The 22,473-nt window shown below is 73.5% G+C and carries 20 protein-coding genes; 11 read left to right on the top strand and 9 right to left on the bottom strand.

From position 1 onward, the window contains the following. Positions 1-111: 111 nt before the first annotated feature. Positions 112-1,194 carry a S1 family peptidase gene (locus C1N81_RS34515; protein WP_394435240.1) on the top strand — a complete coding sequence of 361 codons (1,083 nt, stop codon included), beginning with the start codon at positions 112-114 and terminating at the stop codon, positions 1,192-1,194. Between the two features lie 91 nt (positions 1,195-1,285). Here C1N81_RS34515 and C1N81_RS34520 read toward each other — a convergent pair whose 3' ends face one another. Continuing rightward, entirely contained in the window at positions 1,286-2,356 is a 1,071-nt protein-coding gene (locus tag C1N81_RS34520; RefSeq protein WP_394435241.1) for a DUF3533 domain-containing protein, read from the bottom strand. Positions 2,357-2,535: 179 nt separating this feature from the next. On the opposite strand from C1N81_RS34520, the gene C1N81_RS34525 reads away from it, so the two are divergent. Both C1N81_RS34525 and C1N81_RS34530 read left to right on the top strand, forming a co-directional pair. Continuing rightward, the gene (locus tag C1N81_RS34525) at positions 2,536-6,057 is read left to right on the top strand and encodes a DNA polymerase III subunit alpha (protein WP_394435242.1); all 3,522 of its coding nucleotides are present in this window, start codon (positions 2,536-2,538) and stop codon (positions 6,055-6,057) included. Beyond that, on the top strand, positions 6,054-7,040 hold the full coding sequence (locus C1N81_RS34530; protein WP_394435243.1) for a DNA polymerase Y family protein: 987 nt from the start codon (positions 6,054-6,056) through the stop codon (positions 7,038-7,040). The genes C1N81_RS34525 and C1N81_RS34530 overlap by 4 nt, the downstream gene beginning before the upstream one ends. Before the next feature lie 2 nt (positions 7,041-7,042). Here the strand turns inward: C1N81_RS34530 and C1N81_RS34535 are convergent, their stop codons facing one another. Further along, entirely contained in the window at positions 7,043-7,420 is a 378-nt protein-coding gene (locus C1N81_RS34535; RefSeq protein WP_394435244.1) for a cupin domain-containing protein, read from the bottom strand. Between the two features lie 94 nt (positions 7,421-7,514). Here C1N81_RS34535 and C1N81_RS34540 point away from each other — a divergent pair, with 94 nt between their 5' ends. After that, the gene (locus C1N81_RS34540) at positions 7,515-7,961 is read left to right on the top strand and encodes a MarR family winged helix-turn-helix transcriptional regulator (RefSeq protein WP_394435245.1); all 447 of its coding nucleotides are present in this window, start codon (positions 7,515-7,517) and stop codon (positions 7,959-7,961) included. A 37-nt stretch (positions 7,962-7,998) separates the two neighbouring features. Here C1N81_RS34540 and C1N81_RS34545 read toward each other — a convergent pair whose 3' ends face one another. Both C1N81_RS34545 and C1N81_RS34550 read right to left on the bottom strand, forming a co-directional pair. Next, positions 7,999-9,009, bottom strand: coding sequence for a lytic polysaccharide monooxygenase auxiliary activity family 9 protein (locus C1N81_RS34545; RefSeq protein WP_394435246.1), 1,011 nt, complete (start codon positions 9,007-9,009; stop codon positions 7,999-8,001). A gap of 250 nt (positions 9,010-9,259) precedes the next feature. Continuing rightward, positions 9,260-9,949, bottom strand: coding sequence for a response regulator (locus C1N81_RS34550; protein WP_394438418.1), 690 nt, complete (start codon positions 9,947-9,949; stop codon positions 9,260-9,262). 157 nt (positions 9,950-10,106) lie between these two features. Between C1N81_RS34550 and C1N81_RS34555 the strand changes: the two genes are divergently transcribed. Genes C1N81_RS34555 through C1N81_RS34570 form a run of 4 tightly spaced genes read left to right on the top strand, consistent with a single transcriptional unit; the run spans position 10,107 to position 13,609 of the window. Beyond that, positions 10,107-11,090 (top strand): Bug family tripartite tricarboxylate transporter substrate binding protein, encoded by a 984-nt coding sequence (locus C1N81_RS34555; RefSeq protein ID WP_394438420.1) that lies wholly within the window; start codon positions 10,107-10,109, stop codon positions 11,088-11,090. Beyond that, positions 11,087-11,620 carry a tripartite tricarboxylate transporter TctB family protein gene (locus C1N81_RS34560; RefSeq protein ID WP_394435247.1) on the top strand — a complete coding sequence of 178 codons (534 nt, stop codon included), beginning with the start codon at positions 11,087-11,089 and terminating at the stop codon, positions 11,618-11,620. Before C1N81_RS34555 ends, C1N81_RS34560 begins: the two co-directional genes overlap by 4 nt. 4 nt (positions 11,621-11,624) lie before the next feature. Further along, positions 11,625-13,136, top strand: a complete 1,512-nt coding sequence (locus C1N81_RS34565; protein WP_394435248.1) for a tripartite tricarboxylate transporter permease — start codon at positions 11,625-11,627, stop codon at positions 13,134-13,136. Further along, complete coding sequence (locus tag C1N81_RS34570; RefSeq protein WP_394435249.1) at positions 13,133-13,609, top strand: GNAT family N-acetyltransferase; 477 nt, start codon at positions 13,133-13,135, stop codon at positions 13,607-13,609. The genes C1N81_RS34565 and C1N81_RS34570 overlap by 4 nt, the downstream gene beginning before the upstream one ends. A gap of 9 nt (positions 13,610-13,618) precedes the next feature. Here C1N81_RS34570 and C1N81_RS34575 read toward each other — a convergent pair whose 3' ends face one another. Next, positions 13,619-13,756: a hypothetical protein gene (locus C1N81_RS34575; RefSeq protein ID WP_394435250.1), complete on the bottom strand. Its 138-nt coding sequence runs from the start codon at positions 13,754-13,756 to the stop codon at positions 13,619-13,621. Positions 13,757-13,864: 108 nt separating this feature from the next. On the opposite strand from C1N81_RS34575, the gene C1N81_RS34580 reads away from it, so the two are divergent. Then, positions 13,865-14,473: a class I SAM-dependent methyltransferase gene (locus C1N81_RS34580; RefSeq protein ID WP_394435251.1), complete on the top strand. Its 609-nt coding sequence runs from the start codon at positions 13,865-13,867 to the stop codon at positions 14,471-14,473. Positions 14,474-14,480: 7 nt separating this feature from the next. Here C1N81_RS34580 and C1N81_RS34585 read toward each other — a convergent pair whose 3' ends face one another. Next, positions 14,481-15,017 (bottom strand): DUF402 domain-containing protein, encoded by a 537-nt coding sequence (locus C1N81_RS34585; protein WP_394435252.1) that lies wholly within the window; start codon positions 15,015-15,017, stop codon positions 14,481-14,483. A gap of 81 nt (positions 15,018-15,098) precedes the next feature. Here C1N81_RS34585 and C1N81_RS34590 point away from each other — a divergent pair, with 81 nt between their 5' ends. Continuing rightward, the gene (locus tag C1N81_RS34590) at positions 15,099-15,464 is read left to right on the top strand and encodes a GntR family transcriptional regulator (RefSeq protein WP_394435253.1); all 366 of its coding nucleotides are present in this window, start codon (positions 15,099-15,101) and stop codon (positions 15,462-15,464) included. A 79-nt stretch (positions 15,465-15,543) separates the two neighbouring features. On the opposite strand, the gene C1N81_RS34595 is transcribed toward C1N81_RS34590, so the two are convergent. Next, positions 15,544-16,638, bottom strand: coding sequence for a DUF5925 domain-containing protein (locus C1N81_RS34595; protein WP_394435255.1), 1,095 nt, complete (start codon positions 16,636-16,638; stop codon positions 15,544-15,546). Positions 16,639-16,722: 84 nt separating this feature from the next. On the opposite strand from C1N81_RS34595, the gene C1N81_RS34600 reads away from it, so the two are divergent. Then, positions 16,723-18,120, top strand: coding sequence for a GH39 family glycosyl hydrolase (locus tag C1N81_RS34600; RefSeq protein ID WP_394435256.1), 1,398 nt, complete (start codon positions 16,723-16,725; stop codon positions 18,118-18,120). 18 nt (positions 18,121-18,138) lie between these two features. Here the strand turns inward: C1N81_RS34600 and C1N81_RS34605 are convergent, their stop codons facing one another. Then, positions 18,139-21,693: a lipopolysaccharide biosynthesis protein gene (locus C1N81_RS34605; protein ID WP_394435257.1), complete on the bottom strand. Its 3,555-nt coding sequence runs from the start codon at positions 21,691-21,693 to the stop codon at positions 18,139-18,141. Beyond that, positions 21,686-22,450, bottom strand: coding sequence for a polysaccharide deacetylase family protein (locus tag C1N81_RS34610; protein WP_394438422.1), 765 nt, complete (start codon positions 22,448-22,450; stop codon positions 21,686-21,688). The genes C1N81_RS34605 and C1N81_RS34610 overlap by 8 nt, the downstream gene beginning before the upstream one ends. Between the last annotated feature and the right edge of the window lie 23 nt (positions 22,451-22,473).

Raw genomic sequence — 22,473 nt, forward strand, 5'->3', positions numbered from 1 at the left:
TCGACCTTGTGTGCTCCCTGTGACGCTCGGGATAGTGGGCTCGTCAGCCTCACGGAACACGGCCCACCCCCACATCGGGCCTGTTCCGAACCCCCCACAGGAGGACATGAGTTGAAGCACCGACGCATACCCAAGCGGCGCGTCGCCGTGGCCGGGGCGGGAATCGCCGCTCTGGTCGCCGCGGGCATCACCTTCCAGACTGCGAACGCCAGCACCCCAGCGGCGGATCCGGCGCCCCAGACGCTCTCCGTCGCGAAGGCCGGAAATCTCGCTTCGTCCCTGGCGAAGAGCCTCGGTACGGACACGGCGGGCAGCTACTACGACGCCGACGCCAAGCACCTCGTCGTCAACGTCCTCAACGAGGACGCCGCGCAGGCCGTCCAGAGCGCCGGCGCCAAGGCCAGAGTCGTCGAGAACTCCCTCGCCGCGCTCGACGGCGCCCGCGCGACGCTGAAGAGCGACGCGACCATCCCCGGCACCTCGTGGGCCACCGACCCCGCCACCAACAAGGTCGTCGTCACCGCCGACCGTACGGTCAAGGGCGCGGCCTGGGAGAAGCTGAACAAGGTCGTCGACGGGCTCGGCGCCAAGGCCGAACTCAAGCGCACCCAGGGCGAGTTCACCAAGTTCATCGCCGGTGGTGACGCCATCACGGGCGGCGGCGGACGCTGCTCCCTCGGCTTCAACGTGGTCAAGGACGGCCAGCCGTACTTCATCACGGCGGGCCACTGCACCGAGTCGATCTCCACCTGGTCCGACTCCAGCGGCCAGGTCATCGGCACCAACGAACAGTCCAGCTTCCCGGACAACGACTTCGGTCTGGTGAAGTACACCGCCGACGTCCCGCACCCCAGCGAGGTCGACCTCTACAACGGGTCCGCGCAGACGATCACCCAGGCCGGGGACGCCACCGTCGGCCAGCAGGTGACCCGCTCCGGCTCCACGACCCAGGTCCATGACGGCACGGTGACCGGCCTGGACGCCACCGTGAACTACGGCAACGGCGACATCGTCAACGGTCTCATCCAGACCGACGTCTGCGCCGAGCCGGGCGACAGCGGCGGTTCCCTCTTCGCCGGCGACACGGCGCTCGGCCTCACCTCCGGCGGCAGCGGCGACTGCACGTCGGGCGGCGAGACGTTCTTCCAGCCCGTACCGGAAGCGCTGTCCGCCACGGGGTCGGAGATCGGCTGATCCCGCGTAGCAGTGTCAAGACCCGCCCCCGCCGCCAGCGGGGGCGGGTCTTTGCGCGACCCGGGCGGGTGCTGCCGGGGCGCGGGAGGTCCTACGACGCGACACCCACGTGGGTCGACCCGTTCTCCGGGCCCCGTCCCACCCCGTTCCGCGCGCCGCCGCGCCTGCGCTGACGCAGCGCCGACACGGCCAGCGTCACCACGACGCCGAGCACCGCCCAGCCGGAGAGGACGAGCAGCGACTTCGTCAGGTCGTTGCCGTGGAAGTACGCGATCGAGCGCGCCGCCCAGGTGCCCGCGCCCGGCGGCAGCCACGGCCCGATCGCCTGCCAGAACGGCGGCAGCATCGGCAGCGGGAAGGCGCCGCCCGCGCTCGGGTTGCCCGCGATGACGACGAGCAGCACGGCCAGGCCGATGCCGACGATGCCGGTCAGCTCCTCCAGGGCGAGCGTGAGCGCGCCGACCGCGAAGGTGACCAGGGCGCCGAGCCCGGCGAGCCCCCAGAACGAGCCGGGCAGCGCGCCGAGGATCGAGTCGCCGATGATCCACGAGCCGCCGATGCCCCCGACGACCGAGACGACCGCCATGGCGCCGAGCCGGATCGCCGCCCGCTGCGGGCTGCCGGCCTTGGACCCGGCGCTGATCGACATGATCGACGCGCACAGGTAGCCGCCGACGCACCAGCCGACGACGAGGTAGAACGCGGAGAGCCCGTCGAAGTCGCTGGGCGAGGCGGGCGCCACGTCGACCTTCTGCACGGTCCGCCGCTCGGCGCCGTCGACCTTCGTGGCGATCGTCTCCAGGGCACTGGCCAGGACGGTGCCGCCGCCCGACGCGACGAGCAGGGTGTCCTTGGTGCCGCGCGGGTCGAGAATCAGGGCGCCGTCGATCTTCCGGTCGAGGATCTGCCGCCGCGCGGTCCTCTCGTCGGCGACCACGCGGGGGTCGAGCGGGGACCCCGGCAGCCGGGCCATCCGCTGCTCGGCCTGGCGTGCCGCCTGCTCCACCGGGGCGACGACGCCGAACGGCACGTCCTTCGGTGTCGGATTGTGCAGCGCCCCCACGTAGGAGGCGATGAAGAGCAGCTGGAGGGCGAGCACGCCGATCACAAGGAGCGTGGCGCGCGGGGTGACGGCGGATCTGAACTCATCGGCGAACCTCATGCCCCAACGCTCCGGCGGCGGCCGGTGTCGTGCAGGCGGGGTGGGCCGAACGGGGGCGTAGGCCGGCACGGCGGTGCCGCCTCTCGAACGACTGTCGTACACGCGTTCGAAAGTTGGTCTATGGTGGAGGTGGGGGAGGTGAGATCCGATCGGCTCGAGGTGTGCTGGAGGTGCGTGCGGTGGACTTCACGCATCTGCACACCGTCTCGGGGTTCTCCGTGCGCTACGGCGCCTCCCACCCGGAGCGGCTCGCCGAGCGCGCCGCCGAGCGGGGCATGGCCGCCGCCGCCCTCACCGACCGGGACACCGTCGCCGGAACCGTCCGCTTCGCCAAGGCGTGCGCCGAGCACGGGGTGCGCCCGCTGTTCGGCGCCGACCTCGCGGTGGGCGCCCGCGAGCCGGGCATCAAGCGCCCGGCCCCCGTACGCGGCGGCGCCTTCGTCGACGAGTCGGCACCCCGCGCCACCTTCCTCGCCCGCGACGGAGCCCGCGGCTGGGCCGACCTCTGCCACCTGATCACCGCCGCGCACGCCGGGGACGACCCCAAGGACGTCCGCCTGCCCTGGGACGCCAACCACGGCGACGGCCTCACCGTGCTGCTCGGCCCCGACTCCGACGTCGGCCGTGCCCTCGCCGCCGGACGCCCCGACCGCGCGGCGGCGCTGCTCGTCCCCTGGCGCGAGGTCTACGGCGACGCCCTGCGCCTCGAAGCCGTCCACCACGGCAGGACGGGCACCGGACCCGGCTCGCTCCGGCTGGCCGCCCGCACCGTCGGCTTCGCCGCGGAGCAGGGCGTCCGCCCGGTCCTGAGCAACGACGTCCGCTACGCCGACCCGGGCGCGGGCCCCGTCGCCGACGTCCTGGACGCCGCGCGCCGCCTCGTCCCCATCGACCCGACCAAGGAGCTGGACAGCGGCGAACGCTGGCTGAAGGACCCCGCCGCCATGCTGGCCGAGGCCGAGCGGATCGTGGAGGCGGCGGGCTTCCACCGCTCCACGGCCCGCCGGCTGCTCGAACAGACCGAGCGGACGGCCGCCGCCTGCCGCGTCGACCCCGAGGACGACCTCGGCATCGGCTCCGTCCGCTTCCCCGAGCCGCACCTCGTGGGCGCCGGGCGGCGCACCGCCCAGCGCGTCCTCGCCTCCCGCGCCACCGCCGGCATGGTCCGCCTCGGCCACGCGGGCGACCGCGCGTACTGGGAGCGGCTCCACCGCGAGCTGGACATCATCGCCCACCACGACTTCGCCACCTACTTCCTCACCGTCGCCCAGGTCGTCGACGACGTGCGGGGCATGGGCATCAGGGTCGCGGCGCGCGGCTCGGGCGCCGGATCGCTCGTCAACTACCTGCTCGGCATCGCCAATGCCGACCCGGTCGAGCACGGCCTGCTCATGGAGCGCTTCCTGTCCAAGCGCCGCTCCGTCCTGCCCGACATCGACGTCGACGTGGAGTCCGCGCGCCGCCTGGACGTCTACCGCGCGATCCTCGACCGGTTCGGGCCCGAGCGCGTCGCCACCGTCGCGATGCCGGAGACCTACCGGGTCCGGCACGCGATCCGGGACGTCGGCGCGGCCCTGTCCATGGCCCCCGCCGACATCGACCGCATCGCCAAGGCGTTCCCGCACGTCCGCGCCCGCGACGCCCGCACCGCCATGGCCGAGCTGCCCGAACTTCGGGACATCGCGGGGGAGTTCGGCGACCATCCGCGTCTCTGGGACCTCGTCGAGGCGCTCGACGCGCTGCCCCGGGGCGTCGCCATGCACCCGTGCGGGGTGCTGCTCTCCGACGCCTCCCTGCTCGCCCGTACGCCGACCGTGCCGACCAGCGGCGAGGGCTTCCCCATGGCCCAGTTCGACAAGGAGGACGTGGAGGACCTCGGCCTGCTCAAGCTCGACGTGCTCGGGGTGCGGATGCAGTCCGCGATGGCGCACGCCGTGGGCGAGATCGAGCGGACGACCGGTGAGTCCGTGGACCTCGACGCGCTGCCCCGGACCGACCCGGACACGTACCGGCTCGTCCAGTCCACCGAGACGCTCGGCTGCTTCCAGATCGAGTCGCCGGGCCAGCGCGACCTGGTCGGGCGGCTCCAGCCCGCCACCTTCCACGACCTGGTCGTGGACATCTCGCTGTTCCGGCCGGGACCCGTCGCCGCCGACATGGTGCGCCCGTTCATCGAGGCACGGCACGGCCGGGCCCCGGCCCGCTATCCGCACCCCGACCTGGCGGAGGCGCTGCGCGAGACGTACGGCGTCGTCGTCTTCCACGAGCAGATCATCCAGATCGTCGACATCATGACCGGCTGCGGCCGCGACGAGGCCGACCGGGTGCGGCGCGGCCTGTCCGACCCCGCGTCGCAGGAGCTGATCAAGTTCTGGTTCGCCCAGCACGCGGCGGTGCGCGGCTACGACGCCGAGACCATCCAGCGGACCTGGGCCATCGTCGAGGCGTTCGGCTCGTACGGGTTCTGCAAGGCGCACGCCGTGGCCTTCGCCGTCCCGACCTACCAGTCGGCCTGGCTGAAAACCCATCATCCCGCCGCGTTCTACGCGGGGCTGCTCACGCACGACCCCGGCATGTACCCGAAGCGGCTGCTGCTCGCGGACGCGCGGCGGCGGGGGGTGCCGGTGCTTCCACTGGACGTGAACAAGTCGGCGGTCGATCATCAGATCGAACTGGTGTCCGGGGACGGGAAGTCCGGGGACGGGGTGTCCGGGGACGGGAAGTCCGGGGATGGGGAGTCCGGGGACGGGAAGTCCGGGGATGGGGAGTCCGGGAACGGGAAGTCCGAGGGGACGTGGGGCATCCGGCTCGCCCTCTCCGACGTCTACGGCATCAGCGAGGCGGAGGCCGGACGCATCGCCGCGGGCCGCCCCTACGCCTCCCTGCTCGACTTCTGGGAACGGGCCCGCCCGAGCCGCCCGCTCGCCGGCCGGCTCGCCCAGGTCGGCGCCCTCGACGCGTTCGGCGCCAACCGCCGCGACCTGCAACTCCACCTGGCCGAACTGCAGCGCTCGGGACACGGCGCGCGCGGCGAGCAACTCCCGCTGACCGGCGGCCGCCGCACCGCATCCGCCGGACTGCCCGACCTCGGCGACGCGGAACGGATGAGCGCCGAACTCGGCGTCCTCGGCATGGACGCCTCCCGCCATCTCATGGGCGACTACCAGACGTTCCTCGACGAGCTCGGCGTCGTCTCCGCGCGGCGGCTGCGCGACGCCGAGCACGGCAGCACCGTCCTGGTCGCCGGGGCGAAGGCGGCCACCCAGACCCCGCCGATCCGGTCCGGGAAGCGCGTCGTCTTCTCCACCCTCGACGACGGCACGGGCCTCGTCGACCTCGCGTTCTTCGACGACGCCCACGCCGCCTGCGCGCACACCGTCTTCCACTCGTGGCTGCTCCTCGTACGGGGCACGGTCCAGCGGCGCGGACCGCGCAGCCTGAGCGTGGTGGGCGAAGCGGCGTGGAACATGGCCGAGCTGACGGAGGTCTACGGCGAGCAGGGGCTCGACGGGGTGGCGCGGCGCATGGCCGAACCGCCGCCCGGCGCGGAGTCCGGCCAGGAGCGGGGCGAGAGCGGCCGGCGGATCCAGATGGCGAACGGGTTCGTCCTGAACCCGTGGGCCGACCTGAAGCCGGCCGGTGACGGGAACACGGGCCCGCGGCGCAAGCTGTGGCACCAGAGCCAGGGGAGTGCGGGATGAGTACGGCCGAGCACGGGCCGGGCGGTGTGCTGTGCGTACGGTTCCTGCTGCCGCCCGGCGACGAGACGTCCCTGCCCCGCCTCCTCGGCCTGCTCTCCGCGTTCAGCCCGGCCGTCGAGGCGCTGCCGCCGGACACCGCCCTGGTCGATCTGCGCGGCGCCGTACGGTACTTCGGGCGGGGTGCCCGGCAGATCGCCTCCGTCATCCGGGTCAGGGCCGTCGCCCTGCACGGCGTGGAGTGCCTGATCGGGGCCGGTCCCGGCCCGATGCTCGCGCGCATGGCCGCCCGCGAGGCCGCGCCCGGCGTGACGTACGCGGTGCGGGACGCGCGGGAGTTCCTCGACGGCCGGCCGGTCGGCGCGCTCCCCGGCGTCGGCGCCGCCACCGCGCGGACCCTGGGCGAGTACGGGCTCGACACCGTCGGCCGCCTCGCCGCCGCGCCGCTGTCCACCCTGCAACGCCTCACCACCGCCCGCGTCGGACGCGACCTGCACGACAAGGCGCGCGGCATCGACCGCACCCGCGTCGTCCCGAACGCCGCCGCGCGCTCCCTCGCCGCCGAACGCGGCTTCCCGCGCGACGAGTTGGACCCGTACCGGCACCGCCGCGCCCTCCTGGCCGCCGCCGACGAGCTGGGCGCCCGGATGCGGGACGAGGGCCAGGTGTGCCGCTCCCTGACCCTCACCGTGCGCTACGCCGACCGCTCCGCGACCGTACGCGGCCGGACGCTCGCCGAGCCGAGCGCCCACTCCGTCGCCCTGACCGGGACCGCGTACCGGATGTACGACGCGCTGGGGCTGCAGCGGGCCCGGGTGCGCGCGATCGCCCTGCGCGCCGAAGGCCTCGGCCCGGCCGGGGCCGCCACCCGGCAGCTGACCTTCGACCCCGTGGACGAACGGGCCAGAACCCTGGAGGCGGTGGCCGACCGGGCACGGGCCCGGTTCGGCCCCGGGGCGATCGTCCCCGCCTCCCTGGCCGCCTGACCTCAGGCGTTCGCCCAGGGCGGGGCGATCCGCGTACCGTCCGCGAGCTCCGCCTCCAGCCCCACGGAGGTCGTCACCCACATCGTGGCCGGGGCGTCCGCCGGGTTCTCGACCCCGAGAGTCGCACCCGGGTTCACGATCGCCGTGTCCCCGGCGCTGAGAGTGTGGGCGGCGCCGTCGATCGTCAGGCGCAGCGCGCCGGTCAGGAGGTGGAGGATCTCCTCGCGGGTGACGGTGTGGACGGGCGCCTTCGTGCCCGCCGGGATCTCGGCCCGCCAGGCGGCCAGCTCCTTGCTGCCCGTGGCGGGGGTGGCGTACGAGACGAAACGGGTTCCGTGCAGTTCGTGGACGACGGGCTCGGCGGCGCGGACGACGGGCATGGCTGCTCCTTGTTCGACACGTACAGGTGGTCAAGCTGCTTGTCCATATAGTCAAGCTGCTTGACCATCTCGTCAAGGGTGTTTCAATACCCGCGTGCAGAACTCCGACGCCATGGCCCTGTCCGTCGCCCTCCTCGCCGCCGCGGGCGACCTGACGCACCGCATCCACGCCTCCGTCGTCGCCAAGGGTTTCGAGGGGCTGCGGCCCGCCCACGGGTTCGCCTTCGTACGGCTCTCCACCGGGGACGCCACCGCCACCGACCTCGCCGCGCACCTCGGCGTCACCAAGCAGGCCGCCGCGCAACTCGTCGACGAGCTGGTGCGCAAGGGGTACGCCGAGCGCCGCCCCCACCCGGCCGACGCGCGGGCCCGGCTCGTCGTGCTGACCGAACGGGGCCGGGCCTGCACCCGGGCGGCCGAGGAGGCCATGGCCGAGGCGGTGCGGCCGTGGGTGGAGCGGCTCGGGGAGCGCGGGGCGCGGGCGCTGGCCGAGCAGCTGACGGCCGTGGCGCCCGCGGGTCCGATCAAGCCCGCCTGGTGACCTGGCCTGGCCTGGCCTGACGTGACCTGGCGTGAGGTCAGCGCGTCGCGCGGCGGCGCACCGAGATGAACAGGCCCGTGGCGCCCAGCGCGAGCGCGGCGGCTCCGCCCATCGCGAGGTAAGGGGTGGTGGAGTCGCCGCCGGTCTCCGCGAGGTTCTGGGTGTTGCCCTGGGCGGCAAGCTGCTCGTCCTGCACCGGGGTGGCGGACTCCTGCGCCTCGTCCGCCGCCTGGTTCTCGTGGGCCTCGTGAGCCTCGTGGCTCTCGTGGCTCTCGTGCGGGGCCGTCGTGTCGTCCTCGCCGCTCATGTCCATGCCGCTGTGGTCGACCGTCGACTTGTCGGCGTCCTCCGCGATCTGCTCGTCGGTCGGGGCGGACGGCGCCGGGGCCGCGCCCTCCGACGAGGCCGAGTCGCCGCCGTACGTCACGTCCGAGCAGGAGTAGAACGCCTCCGGGCTGTCCGAACGCTGCCAGATGCCGTAGATCAGCTGGCGGCCCGTGCGCTCGGGCAGCGTGCCGGAGAAGGTGTAGAAGCCGCCCTCGGCCGTCGGGTCCGTCTTCGTCGCCACCGGGTGCTCCAGGTCCAGGTCCGACCAGGCGAGCGGCTTCGACGCGTCGTAGCCCTGCTTCGTCAGGTACAGGTTGAACGTGCCCTTGTGCTGGGCCGTCACCTTGTACTTGAACGTGTACGAGCCCGCCGAGACCTGCGTCGCGGGCCAGTCGGCGCGGGCCAGATCCATGCCCTTGAACTCCTCGGAGTTCGCCGAGCAGAGCTTGCCGTCCGGGATGCGCTCCTGCGACTTGCCGCCGGCGGCGCCGTCCCGGATGCCGTTCCAGTCGTACAGGGCCTGCGGGCCGCCCGCGGCGACCGCCGCCTTGCACGCCGCCGACGTGGGGCTCTCGGCGCCCTCCGCGTAACAGGCGGCGACGCGGCTGACGGGGTCGCCGAGCGTGCCGTGCGCCGCCGCGGGGGTGGTCGAGACGGCGAGCAGGGCGAGGGGGGCGATGCCGGTGGCGGTGAGTGCGGCGAGCTTTCGGGGGGTGGGCATGAGTGCTCCTGGGCGGTTTCGAACGGGGGGTCGTGACAGCGAAGTTAGCCCGGGATGTTGCGCGGATCTGCCCGTCCGAGGGGTCTGAGTTGATCTTTATGGCGCGCTTAAGGCGCGGCTCAGATTGTGCTCAGGAAGAGCGGCCTCAGCGCCGTAGGCGCATCGTTTTTTGTTGGCGGGTGCGGGTGCGGGTGCGGGTGCGGGTGCGGGCGCGGGTGCGTCGTGGTTGCTCGCGCCGTTCCCCGCGCCCCTAGGCCGTCCATGTGTACCGGCGCTCCGGGCGGCCCGTTCCGCCGTACCTCAGCGTCACCCGCGCTCTCCCCGTCTCCGTGAAGAACTCCAGGTACCTGCGTGCGCTGACCCGCGACAGGGAGCCCGCCTCCTGGGCGCATTCCGTGGCCGAGAGGCCCTGGGGGTGGGCGCGCAGGGTGCGTTCCACCAGGTCCGCCGTGTGTGCGGCCAGGCCTTTGGGCAGCTCCCGGGAGCCGGGCGGGCGGGCGCCGAAGATCTGGTCGACGTCCTCCTGGCGGGCCTCGTCCAGCGTGTCGAGGCGGGCCCGTACCGACGCGACGTGCCGCAGTTGTTCTTGCAGCGCCGCCTGGTTGAACGGCTTGATCAGATAGTGCAGCGCACCCGCCCGCAGCGCCGCCCGGACGATCTCCGCGTCCCGCGCGGCCGTGATGAACAGCGCGTCCACCGGGGCCCGTGACGGATCCCGTTCCTCGGCGGCCCGCAGCTCCCGCAGCACGTCGATGCCGTCCATGTCGGGCAGGTACACGTCGAGCAGCACCAGATCGGGGCGGGCCGCCTCCGCCGCGCGGAGCGCCTCCGCGCCGCTGTGCGCCACGGCGGCCACCTCGAAGCCGTCGAGGGCGGACACGTACCGGCTGTGCAGCTTGGCGACCATGAAGTCGTCGTCCACCACCAGCACCTTGGTCACCAGCGCCTTTGTCACTGGCGCAGGGTAGGCGCGCGACCACAAGGACCACAACGTTCCTTGCTTGCGGAAGAGAGACAGTCCGTTAACGCGACGGCAACATGTGGGCCACCTCACAACCCCCGCACACCCGACCCGTACTCGACAGGTGGTGGCACCCGTGCGCCTGCGCACACCCCTCGCCCTGCTCGGGGCCGCGGCTCTCGTCCTGGTGGGGCCGCCGCTGCTCACCACCGGCAGCGGCGCCGACACCGGCACGCAGATCCCCGGCCTGCGCCTCATGGTCCCCAACACGCCCGGCGGCGGCTACGACATCACGGCGCGCACCGCCGCCAAGAACGCCGAGGACGCCGGACTCACCCACAACATCGAGGTGTTCAACCTGCCCGGCGCGGGCGGCACCGTCGGCCTCACCCGGCTCGTCGGCGAGCACGGCAACGGCAAGCTGGCCATGTCCATGGGGTTGGGGGTCGTGGGCGCCGCGCGGTCGAACCACTCCCCGAAGACCCTCGCCGACACGACCCCCATCGCCCGCCTCACCGAGGAGGCGGATGTCGTCGTCGTCGCGAAGAACTCCCCGTACAAGGACATCGAGCAGCTCGTCGAGGCGTGGAAGAAGAACCCCGGCAAGCTGCCCGTCGGGGGCGGGTCCTCGCCCGGCGGGCCCGATCACCTGGCGCCGATGCTGATGGCGCGGGCCGCCGGGATCGCGCCCAAGAAGGTCAACTACATCCCCTTCGACGGCGGCGGCGAACTCCTCGCCTCCATCCTCGGCAGCAAGGTCGCCTTCGGCGTCTCGGGCGTCGGCGAATACCTCGACCAGATCAAGAGCGGTGAGCTGCGGCTCCTCGCCGTCACCGGACCCGAACGCGTCCCGGGCCTCGACGGGCCGACGCTCAAGGAGTCCGGTTACGACGTCGACTTCACCAACTGGCGCGGCATCGTCGCCCCGCCCGGCCTCTCCGACACCCAGCGCACCAAACTCACCACCCTGGTGCGCGAGTTGCACGCCTCGAAGGAGTGGAAGCAGTCGCTGGAGAAGAACGGCTGGGGCGACGCGTTCCTCACCGGCGACGACTTCGGGGACTTCCTGACCGCCCAGGACGAGAACGTCGTCTCCGTACTGAAGGAGCTGGGGCTGTGACGGCCTCCACCGAGACCCGCGCACCGGCGGCGCCCGCGCGCTCCTGGCTGCGCGACCACTCCGAACTCGGCGTCTGCGTCCTGCTGCTCGCCCTCGGCGTCCTCGTCCTCACCGACGCGCTCACCATGGACGTCGACCTGACCCAGCGCGGACCCGTCGGCCCGAGGACGGTCCCGTACGTCGTCGGCGGCGGGCTGCTGCTCGTCGCCGTGCTGCTCGCCGTCGACGTCCTGCGGGGCGGGCGCGGCGAGGCCGAGGCCGGCGAGGACATCGACCTGTCCGAGCCCGCCGACTGGCGCACGGTGCTCCTCCTCGCCGGGGTCTTCCTCGCCTTCGCCGTCCTCATCGAGCCGCTCGGCTTCCCCGTCGCGGGCGCCCTCCTCTTCTGGGGTGCGGCCTACGCCCTCGGCAGCCGCCACCCCCAGCGGGACCCGCTGATCGCCGCCGCCCTCTCCCTCCTCACCTACGTCCTCTTCGACAACCTCCTCGGCGTCCCCCTGCCGGGCGGGCCCCTGATGGGAGCGCTGTGACGCCATGAACGCCCTCACCTCCCTCATGGACGGCTTCGGCACCGCCCTCACCCCGGTCAACCTGCTGTGGGCCGCGCTCGGCGTCCTGCTCGGCACCGCCATCGGCGTCCTGCCCGGCATCGGGCCCGCCATGGCCGTCGCCCTGCTCCTGCCGGTCACGTACGGGCTCGAACCGACCGGCGCGTTCATCATGTTCGCGGGCATCTACTACGGCGCGATGTTCGGCGGCTCGACGACCTCGATCCTGCTCAACACGCCGGGGGAGAGCGCCGCCGTCGTCGCCGCCATGGAAGGCAACCCGATGGCGAAGGCGGGCCGCGGCGCACAAGCGCTCGCCGCCGCGGCCATCGGGCACTTCGCGGGCGGCATGATCGGCACGATCCTGCTCGTCGCGCTCGCCCCCAAGGTCGCCTCGCTCGCCGTCGACATCGGCGCCCCCGACTACTTCGCGATCATGGTCCTCGCGTTCATCGCGGTGACCTCCGTCCTCGGCTCCTCGCGCGTGCGCGGTCTCGCCTCGCTCCTCATCGGACTCACCATCGGCCTCGTCGGCCTGGACCAGATGACCGGCCAGCAGCGGCTCACCTTCGGCTCGTTGCAGCTCGCCGACGGGGTCGACGTCGTCATCGTCGCGGTCGGCCTCTTCGCCATCGGCGAGGCCCTGTGGGTCGCCGCGCACCTGCGCCGCGGCGGCGGCGGCGAGGCCATCCCCGTCGGCCGCCCCTGGCTCGGCAAGGCGGACGTGCGCCGCACCTGGAAGTCCTGGCTGCGCGGCCCGCTCATCGGCTTCCCGTTCGGCGCGATCCCCGCGGGCGGCGCCGAGATCCCCACGTTCCTCTCCTACGTGACGGAGAAGCGCCTCTCCCGGCACAAGGACGAGTGGGGCAAGGGCGCCATCGAGGGCGTCGCGGGCCCGGAGTCGGCGTCCTCCGCCTCGGCGGCCGGCACCCTCGTCTCCATGCTCACCCTCGGGCTGCCGACCACGGCGGTCGCCGCCGTCATGCTCGCCGCCTTCCAGCAGTACGGCATCCAGCCGGGGCCGCTGCTCTTCGAACGCGAACCCGACCTCGTCTGGGGCCTCATCGCGTCCCTCTTCGTCGGCATGGTGCTGCTGCTCGCCCTCAACCTGCCCCTGGCCCCGGTCTGGGCGAAACTCCTCCGCATCCCGCGCCCCTACCTCTACGCGGGCATCCTCTTCTTCGCCGCGGTCGGCGCGTACGCGGTCGGCGGCGACCCGCTGGACCTGGTCATCCTGCTGATCATCGGCCTGATCGGCTTCGGCATGCGCCGCTACGGACTGCCCGTCCTGCCCGCCGTCATCGGCGTCATCCTCGGCCCCAACGCCGAACAACAGCTGCGCCGCGCCCTCCAGATCAGCGACGGCAGCGTCCACGGCCTCGTCAATACGCCCTTCTCCGTGACCGTGTACGCCGTGGTCCTGCTCATCGTGGCCTGGCCCCTGGCCCAGAAGCTGGTGGCGCGGGGCAGGGGCGGTGACGTAGACAAGGTGGCATGACCAGCGCAGACCATGCGGCGACCGGCGTGATCCGCCGCGCGACCGCCGCCGACGTGACGGCCGTGAAAGCCGTCACCGACGCGGCGTACCGCCCCTACCTCGCCCGGATCGGCGTCGTGCCGCAACCGATGGAGGCCGATCACGCCGCGAACATCGCGGCGGGCCTCGTGCATGTGACAGGAAACCCGGAGGTGACCGGCCTCGTCGTCGTCGAGGCGCGCCCCGACCACCTCTTCCTCGACAGCGTCGCGGTCCACCCCGCCGCCCACGGGCAAGGGGTCGGCCGCGCCCTGCTCGCCTTCGTCGACGAGCACGCGCGCGCCCTCGGACTGCCCGAAGTACGGCTCTACACCAACGCGTTGATGTGGGAGAACCGGAAGATCTATCCGCGGTACGGGTACGAGGTCGTGGAGCGCCGCGCCGACGGGCCCTACGACCGCGTCCACTACCGCAAGCGTCTCAGCCGCATGTGACCGGCCCGCCTACTCGTCGGGCCACCACGTCTTGCGGACGTCCTTGCGTACTTCGGGGCGCTCACGCACCGTCTCCGCCGCCTCTTCCCGCAGCCGGCGCGTCACGGTGCCCGCTCCGGTCGGTTTGTGCATGGTCACTCGGCGCATGGTGCCTCCTGTACCTACACGAGTTCCAACATCGTGCTGTTGTAGACCTGTTCCCGGCTGATTCCTCATCGAAGCGCAATTGTCAGTGGCGGTTGTCAGGATGTGGGAATGACGCACTCTCTGGGACATGCCGAGTGGGACGCCGCCGCGGCCGGTTTCGACGACGAGCCCGACCACGGTCTGCGCGCTCCCGAGGTCCGGGACGCCTGGGCACGGCGCATGGCCGACTGGCTGCCTGACCAGCCAGGAGACCTTCTCGACCTCGGCTGCGGCACCGGCTCCCTCGCGCTCCTCGCGGCCGAGCGCGGACACCGGGTGACCGGGGTCGACTTCGCCGCGAACATGCTGGATCTCGCCCGCGGAAAATTCGCGTCCCACGACGCCCGGTTCCTGCTCGGGGACGCCGCGTCGCCCCCTGTCCCGGCCGGTTCCTGCGACGTGGTCCTCGCGCGGCACGTGCTGTGGGCCCTGCCCGACCCGGCGGCGGCCCTGCGGACCTGGGTGTCGCTGCTCCGGCCGCGGGGGCGGCTCGTCCTGGTGGAGGGCGTGTGGGGCGATCTGAGTCCGGTGGGCATCCCGGCGGACCGGCTGCTCGGGCTCGTACGGGAGTTGGTCGGCGGCGCCGGCGTACGGCACGAGGAGCTGTCGTCCGACGCGCTGTTGTGGGGCAAACAGGTGCGGGACGAGCGGTACGCGGTCGTCGCCGTGCGCGACTGACCGGCGCTCAGCGCAGCAGGGCCGCGAAGTCGCCGCTGCGCGCGAGGAGTTCCAGCTCGTCCAGGGCGCGGGAGGCCGCGTCGGCCGCGGCCGGGTCCTGTTCGGCGAGGCCGCTGGCCGCGAACTCGTCCTCGTCGAGGCGGAGCACCTGGGCGCCGTCGGCGGAGACCCACAGGTCCAGGTCGAGGTCGACGGAGACGATGTCGCCCGAGCCCCCGCCCGAGCCCCCGCTCTCGGCCCCGCTCTCGGTCCCGCTCTCCCGGACCGCCGGGCGCGTGATGTCGCAGTACCAGCCCTTCAGGGTGCCGTCGCCCGCCCGGACCTCCTTGATCGCGTACCAGCGGTCGCGCCAGTAGTGCTCGGTGAACACGTCGCCTGGCTCGAAGCGCACGAAGCCGAAGTCGCGGACGCCATCGCCCGCCCAGTCGGCCCGCACGGTGATGTGCCCGCCGTCGTCGGAGAGGAGCCGCGCCGGATAGTCGATCTTCGTGCGGCCCGCCTTCACGAGCTTCACCCGCACCACGTCAGAAGTCACTGCGCTCATGTGCCGCACGCTACGGGCCGACCGCACCCGGCTGCCTCCCCTTTTCCGGCGGCCGGGCGGTGCCTGCGCGACAATCGTGCGGTGACCTTGAAGATCCGCATTGACGACAGCGCCGCGCCCTACGAGCAGGTGCGGGCCCAGATCAGCGAGCAGGCCAGGGCGGGGGCGCTGCCCGTCGGGTACAAGCTGCCCACCGTGCGGGGCCTCGCCGAGGAGCTCGGGCTCGCCGCGAACACGGTGGCCAAGGCGTACCGGGCCCTGGAGGCGGACGGGGTGATCGAGACGCGCGGGCGCAACGGCACGTTCGTCGCCGCCGCCGGTGACGCCGCCGCCCGGGAGGCCTCGGCCGCCGCGCAGACCTTCGCGGACCGGGCCCGCCGTCTCGGCCTCTCCGAGGAGGCGGCGCTGGCGGCGGCCCGGGACGCGGTGCGCGCCGCGTACGCGTAGAGCGCCCGGACCTACGAGCACCGCCCGGACCTGCACGCACCGCCCCGGGCCTACAAGTCCTGCACGCACCGCCCCGGGCCTACAAGTACAGTCCTGCCTCCGACTCGCCGCGCTGGTCCGGTACAGACGTCGGGGAGATGCCCCGGCGCAGGGCGAACAGTTCGGCCAGGGTCGCGCCCTCGCGGCCGACGCCTTCCTCGGTGCCGAGCCAGCCGGTCGCCTCGCGGCGGGTCAGCGGGCCGACCTCGATCCGGGCGAGGCAGCGGCCGGGGCGGACGACGGCCGGGTGCAGCCGCTCCAGGTCCTCGTTGGTGGTGACGCCCACGAGCACGTTGCGCCCCTGGCCGAGCAGGCCGTCGGTCAGGTTGAGCAGCCGGGACAGGGCCTGGCCCGCCGTGTGCTTGGCCTCGCCGCGGATCAGTTCGTCGCAGTCCTCCAGGAGGAGCAGCCGCCAGCGGCCCTTCGCCGTGCCGTCGTCCTCGCCGATCGCGATGTCCATCAGGTAGCCCACGTCGGAGAAGAGCCGCTCGGGGTCGAGCACGCAGTCGACCTGGCACCAGTCCTGCCACGACCGGGCCAGGGTGCGCAGCGCCGACGTCTTGCCCGTGCCGGGCGGGCCGTGCAGGAGGAGGAGGCGGCCCGCGATGTCCTCGGGCCGCACCTTCATCAGCTGGTCCATGGCCTCGGCGACCGGCTCGGTGTAGTTGCTCCGCACCTCTTCCCAGGTACCGGCCGAGATCTGCCGGGTGGTGCGGTGCGGGCCGCGCCGGGGCGAGACGTACCAGAACCCCATGGTCACGTTCTCCGGCTGGGGTTCCGGTTCGTCGGCGGCGCCATCGGTGGCGTCGCTGAGCACCTTCTCCGCGAGTTCGGCGCTGGTCGCCGTGACGGTGACGTCCGCGCCCCGGTTCCAGCGGGAGACGAGCAGCGTCCAGCCGTCGCCGTCGGCGAGCGTGGCGCTGCGGTCGTCGTCGCGGGCGGAGCGCAGCACGCGGGCGTCCGGCGGCAGCAAGGTGACGCCGGAGCGGACCCGGTCGATGTTGGTGGCTCGGGAGTGGGGCTGCTCGCCCGTGGCGAAGCGGCCCAGGAACAACGCGTCGATGACATCGGAAGGGGAGTCGCTGTCGTCGACGCCCAGCCGGACGGGCAGCGCGTCGAAGGGGTTCGCGGACATGGCGCCATGATCCGTCACGGACGGCCGGATCGCACGGAGATTTCCGGTGTGCGGCCCGGACCCGGCTGATTACCCTCGGAGTTGATGCGACGCCATGAGGGGGGTCAGGGGGCGCGGCGGTGGCGGCTCACCGCTCTGCTCGGCGTGGGGGCGGCGGCCCTGGCCGTGGCCCTCGCGCTGCTCTCCACCCTCGCCGGCCGCGACCACACGGCCCGGGGCCCGTCACCCGGGCCGGTGCCGGTAGCGGGGCGGCCCGGGGTCGGCTGGGGTCTGACCCACACCGAACACTCCGCGGACGAGGGCGCGCCCGCCGCCCGCGCCCGCGTGGAGAGGCTGCTCAGGGCACGGCCGATGCCGCAGAACGAGGCGATCATGGGCTGGGGAGCGGGCAACCCCGAACCGGCGCCCGGACGGTACGACTTCGCCGCGATGGACAGCCGCATGGAGCTGATCCGCGGCTCCGGCGGGACCCCCGTGATCACACTGTGCTGCGCGCCCGACTGGATGAAGGGCGGGAGACCGGGCGCGGAGAACACGGACTGGAGCCGGGCGAACCTGGAGAAGGCGCCGCTGCCCGCGCACTACCAGGACTTCGCGGACCTCGCGGCGGCCATCGCCCGGCACTACCCCTTCGTCCGTCACTTCATCGTCTGGAACGAGTTCAAGGGGTTCTGGGACGAGGAGCGCGGACGCTGGGACCACGAGGGTTACACGAAGCTCTACAACCGCGTGTACCGGGCGCTGAAGAAGGTCGACGAGGACATCCGGGTCGGCGGTCCGTACCTGGGCATGGACAGTGCCGGTCCGGGGCGGACGGACGGTGGGGCGGCGGACGGGGCCGAGGGCGCCTGGGGGCGGTTGGACCAGCGGGTCGTCGACGCGTTCGACTACTGGAACGCGCACAAGGCGGGCGCGGACTTCGTCGTCGTCGACGGCGCCACCTACCCGGCCGGTGGTGAACCGCGGCCCGACGCCTTCGCGGCCACCGACAAGTTCACCGACGTCAGCGAGTGGATCAGGAGACGGACCGGCGGTCTGCCGCTGTGGTGGGCCGAGTACTACGTGGAGCCCGCCGGCGCCGACGGGGTCCGGGAGGGCTGGAGCGAGCAGCACCGCGTCGCCGTGCAGGCCGCCGGTCTGATCGCCCTGGCGAAGGGCGGCGTCACGTCCGCCTTCCACTGGAACCCCGAGACCCGGACCGGCCGTTCGTGCGCCGGCTGCATGTGGCGGCCCACCGGGCGCGCCTCCGGCGGCGGTCCGCTCCCCATGTACGGCCTGGTGGCGGGGTTCCAGGAGGAGTTCGGCCCGGGCACGAGGTTCCGGAGCGTGGCCGTCGCAAAGGCGGACGAGGCACGGGTGCGCGTCCTCGCCGACGACGAGGCGGTCCTGCTCGTGAACACCCTGGACCGGCCGATCGACGCCGAGGTCGACGGCCGGATGTTCCGGCTGCAGGGCTACGAGGTGAAGTGGCTGCGCCGGTGAGGCGGACACGGGCGGGCGTCAGGACGGGCCCAGTGTGAGGAACCGCCGGACCAGCGCAAGGACGACCACCGCGAGCAGCGCCAGCGCCCACCGGAACGTGCGCCGTAGCCACCGCAGTTGCCGCACGCTCGGCGGGCGCGCCGCCCGGACCACCTCGCGCACCGCGAGCAGCAGGGTCAGCGCGATCGCCGCCAGAGCGCCGAGGACGGTCCACGGCGTCCAGGTGATGTGCGGCCCGGCCGGGCCCGAACCGGCCCGCTCGACCGGACCGGCCGGCTCCGCCCGCGCCCGGTACAGGGCCACGTCCTCGTTGACGTAGACCTTCCGCAGTTCCCGCCGTTCGTCGAGGTGGCGCAGGAGCCGCCCCTGCCAGGTGCGCGTGTAACCGGCGTCGAGGCGGAGGAACGCGGCCTGGCTGTCGTTGACCATCAGGTACGCGTGCGGGCCCGCGGTGGTCACCGCCCTGACCAGGCCGTCGACGAGGACCGGGTCGGCCGGCGCGCGCACCGGCACGTACGTGACCCGCTCCATGGCGCGGGCGCCCCACGGCAGCGACGGCGTCACGTCGGCGGCCGGGTCGCGGCTCAGCCACAGCAGCTGTACGGGGTCCGGCTCGTCATGGGCGTAGACGTACTCCATCGCCGCGACCTCGCCCGGCCTGACCCGTTCGAACGGCTCGTTGCCCCAGCGGGCCACCAGGAAGCCGCCCATGAGCAGCAGCCCCGCGAGGAGCGCGGCCAGCGGGGCGACGCTGATCCGGTCCCGTTCGCGCTCCTTGACGGTCAGCCCGGCGCGGGGGAACAGGGCGAGACCGGCGAGGAGCGCGGTGCCGGGGAGGGCGAACAGGAAGACGCGGAGCGCCATCTCACCCCCGTACGACTGCAGGGCGAGACCGAGGAACGGGACGCAGGCCAGGACCGGGAGGGAGCGCTCGCGGTACCGCCACTCGCGGCGGCGCCACCAGCCGTACAGGGCGCCGGTGAGGACGCCGCCCGCGAGCAGCACGCGCGCGTAGAGGACGAGGGCGTGGTCGGGGTCGCCGCCCCGGAGACGGCCCGTGACCGACGCGGAGATGTTTGTGCCGATGCCGCCGACGCCGCCGAAGAGGTCGCCCAGGTGTCCCGCCCAGTACGGCTCGGCGGCGAAGCCGAGCCAGCCGACAGCGATGACCGCGCACAGCAGCGGCAGGCCGGGCAGTTCGCAGCGGCCCGCCAGGACCAGGCCGGTCAGGACGCCCAGCATCATGAACGGGGTGAGCTGGTGCGCCGCGACGGTCGCCGCGAACAGGGCGAGCAGGAGCACCACGAGCGCGACGCGCTGGCGGGGGGCGGTCGGTTCGACCTCCGTCTCGCCGGGCCGCCGCTTGTCCCACAGCACGCGCGGCGGCCGGAACCAGACGAGCAGGATCGCCACGAACATCAGGTACAGCAGGTAGGTGAAGCCCTGCGGCGAGAAGTAGTCCTGGCCGACCCAGCCGCACAGGACGAAGATCCACAGCCCGGTCCACTTGGCCCGCCAGTTCGCCCGCACGGAGCGCAGCAGCAGGAACATGGGGATGAGACAGAGGAGTTGCAGGGCCGGCGGCCACCAGCGCAGGAGCTGGACCGGGTCGTCGACGCCGCAGGCCCGGGTGAGGAATGCGGTGGCGGCGAAGAAGCCGGGCCAGCTCCAGCGCGCGTCCAGGCCGGGGGAGGCGGTGCCGGTGCGGTCGATGTGGTCCACGAAGCCCAGATGCCGCCAGGCCGTCGCGAACCGGGGCTCGTCCTCGACGACGGCGGGCAGCGCGTGCAGGGAGACGACGGTGGCGAGCAGCGTGAGCAACAGCAGCGGCCTGTGCGGGGATTCGAGCCACAGCAGCGACGTGAAGACGACGACGAGCAGCGCGGCGCCGATCAGGGTGGCCGGGGGCAGGACCGAGACGAGGCCGAGCCCGCCCATCGCGTCGAGATCCGCGTCGTCCATGCCGAGGACCGGGCCCCAGTAGAGGCCGAGCGCGGCGACGAGCAGCAGCGCCAGGGCCACGACGGTGGGGCGCGCGGCCGGTCGCGGCGGTGCCGGGACCGGGACGTCGGCCGCGTCGTACAGCGGGTCCGGGGCCTTGGCGCGGGCGTCCTGCTGGAGCCGGATCACGAACCGCAGCGCGGCCGAGTCGACGGCGTCGCGCAGCGCTTCGACGGCGGTCCGCGGCCGGGAGCGGTCCCTCGGCGGCGGGCCGAGATCGGCGAGGTCGCCGTCGGGCGGAGCGTCCTCGGGCGGACCCGTGGGCGGGGCGGGGCGCACGACGCGCCACAGCTTCGGCGCGGCGATCGCCAGGACCACGGTGAGCGCGCAGACCTCGGCGACGCCCGCCCCGGCCAGCCCGAACGCGGGCAGGAACAGCGGCGTCAGGCCGAGGACCAGGACGCAGAGCAGCCCTTGCAGCCAGGCGAGCCCCGACGTCCTGCTCCGGGCCCGCAGCACCGCGAAGTAGATCTCCATGAGCATGCGCAGCGCCGCGCCGAGGGCGAGCAGGCGCAGCAGCGGGGTGGCCGCGTCCGCGTAGTCCCGCCCGAACACGCGGAGCACGTACGGCGCGAGGAGCAGCAGCAGCCCGCAGACCGGCAGCATGATGCGGGCCATGCGGCGCAGCGCGGCCCGGGTGTGCGCGGCGAGCAGCGCGGGGTCGTGCGCGCCCTCGACGGTCAGGGACGCGCCCATGTTGACGGCGAGGAGGTTGACCGTGCCGCCGATGGTCGCGGCGACGTAGAAGTAGGCGTTGTCGGCGGAGGAGACCTGCGAGGCGATGATCACCGGCACGAGGAAGACCACGGCCAGGGAGAACAGGGAGCCCGTGGAGTCGCCCGCCAGGAAGCGGCCCACCTCGCGCGCGGTCGGCGGCGCCCCGGCCCCGCCCTCGGTGGCCGCCACATGCCGGGGCACGAGCCGCCGCAGGACCAGCCAGCCCAGGGGCAGCAGCGAGAAGGCGATGGCGGCCGCCCACGCCACGAAGACGCCCGTGGCCGGAAGGACGGCGGCGAAGGCGACCAGCAACGCCAGCTTCACCACCGAGAACACGGCGTTGCCGACCGGCACCCACAGCGCGCTGCGCAACCCGGTGAGCACACCGTCCTGCAAGGTGAGGAGCGACCAGGCGACGACAGCGGCGACGAACCCGAGGCCCGGCAACGGTCCGTGCAGGAAGCGGTAGGAGGGCCCCCAGGCGTCGAGGGTCAGCAGGAAGACGAGGGCCGCGAGGGAGACGGCGGCCGCGCTCCCCGCGTACGTCCGCAAGACGAAGCGGCCGGTGGCGTGGCCCGCGACGGGCAGGAACCGGGCCAGGGCGCCGGTCAGCGCCACGGCCGTGAGTCCGGCGAGGAGCTTCATCGCCGCGATCGCGGCGGAGCCCCGGCCGACCGCGTCCGCCGGGTAGGAGTGCGCGGCGGCCAGCCAGAAGCCGACACCGAGAACGCCCGAGACGACGGTGTTCAGCATCAGCGCGTAGGCGTTGCGGAACAGATGGGCGTCCTGCGGCCCCGGCCCGGGACCGGGCGGCGACCCCTGGGCGCTGCCGGTGCCCGTCACCGTGTCAGTCACGGGCCCGTGCCGTTCGCCGGGCGGCGCGGAGCACGGCGTACGCCTTGGTCAGCGCCCTGTCCCCGGCGAAGTGCGGCCCGATCGCGCGGCCTTCGGCCAGCCGCTCGAAGGCGGCGGTCCCGGTGGAGCGGCGCACGGTGAGCCGGTGCAGGGCGTACGGTCCCTGGCGGCGCCGGGCGAGTGCGTTGCCGACGGCGAGGGCCTGCGCGAAACCCGCCGCGCGGACGGCCTCCCGCACCCGCCGGTCGGAGTACCCGTAGGGGTGGGCGAAGGAGACGGGCGGCGCGCCCAGTGCGCGCCCGATCACCTCCGCGCAGTGCCGCACCTCGTGGTGGAGCGCGGCGGCGCCGAGCTGGTCGAGCTGCGGGTGCGTGTGGCTGTGGCCGCCGATCTCCACGCCGTGCGCGGCCAGTTCCCGCACCTGCCCCCAGTCGAGCATCCGGCCGGGCCCGCCCCCGGCGCCGCACGGGCCCCGCAGCCAGCCCGTCGTCACGAACAGGGTGGCCGGGAACCCGTACCGGGCGAGCACGGGCAGGGCGTGCCGGTGCACCCCTTCGTACCCGTCGTCGAAGGTGAGGAGCACGGGCCGCGCGGGCAGCTCCCCGCCGCGCCCGCGCCAGAGCGCGGCGAGTTCCGCGACGGTCAACGGGGTGCGGCGGAGCGCGGCGAGGATCTCCATCTGCGTGGCGAACTGCGAGGGCGACACCGACAGGCGCCGGAGCGCGGGGCCCGGCTCGTCCGCGACCGCGTGGTACATCAGCACCGGGACGGCCGCACGGC

The sequence above is a fragment of the Streptomyces sp. SGAir0957 genome (assembly GCF_043523415.1).

What these genes read in the sequence shown, in the direction of transcription:
- C1N81_RS34520 (WP_394435241.1), bottom strand. Translation starts at nt 2,356, where the DNA reads ATGAGGTTCGCCGATGAGTTCAGATCCGCCGTCACCCCGCGCGCCACG.
- C1N81_RS34530 (WP_394435243.1), top strand. Translation starts at nt 6,054, where the DNA reads ATGAGTACGGCCGAGCACGGGCCGGGCGGTGTGCTGTGCGTACGGTTC.
- C1N81_RS34535 (WP_394435244.1), bottom strand. Translation starts at nt 7,420, where the DNA reads ATGCCCGTCGTCCGCGCCGCCGAGCCCGTCGTCCACGAACTGCACGGA.
- C1N81_RS34545 (WP_394435246.1), bottom strand. Translation starts at nt 9,009, where the DNA reads ATGCCCACCCCCCGAAAGCTCGCCGCACTCACCGCCACCGGCATCGCC.
- C1N81_RS34565 (WP_394435248.1), top strand. Translation starts at nt 11,625, where the DNA reads ATGAACGCCCTCACCTCCCTCATGGACGGCTTCGGCACCGCCCTCACC.
- C1N81_RS34570 (WP_394435249.1), top strand. Translation starts at nt 13,133, where the DNA reads ATGACCAGCGCAGACCATGCGGCGACCGGCGTGATCCGCCGCGCGACC.
- C1N81_RS34575 (WP_394435250.1), bottom strand. Translation starts at nt 13,756, where the DNA reads ATGCGCCGAGTGACCATGCACAAACCGACCGGAGCGGGCACCGTGACG.
- C1N81_RS34580 (WP_394435251.1), top strand. Translation starts at nt 13,865, where the DNA reads ATGACGCACTCTCTGGGACATGCCGAGTGGGACGCCGCCGCGGCCGGT.
- C1N81_RS34585 (WP_394435252.1), bottom strand. Translation starts at nt 15,017, where the DNA reads ATGAGCGCAGTGACTTCTGACGTGGTGCGGGTGAAGCTCGTGAAGGCG.
- C1N81_RS34595 (WP_394435255.1), bottom strand. Translation starts at nt 16,638, where the DNA reads ATGTCCGCGAACCCCTTCGACGCGCTGCCCGTCCGGCTGGGCGTCGAC.
- C1N81_RS34600 (WP_394435256.1), top strand. Translation starts at nt 16,723, where the DNA reads ATGCGACGCCATGAGGGGGGTCAGGGGGCGCGGCGGTGGCGGCTCACC.
- C1N81_RS34610 (WP_394438422.1), bottom strand. Translation starts at nt 22,450, where the DNA reads ATGTACCACGCGGTCGCGGACGAGCCGGGCCCCGCGCTCCGGCGCCTG.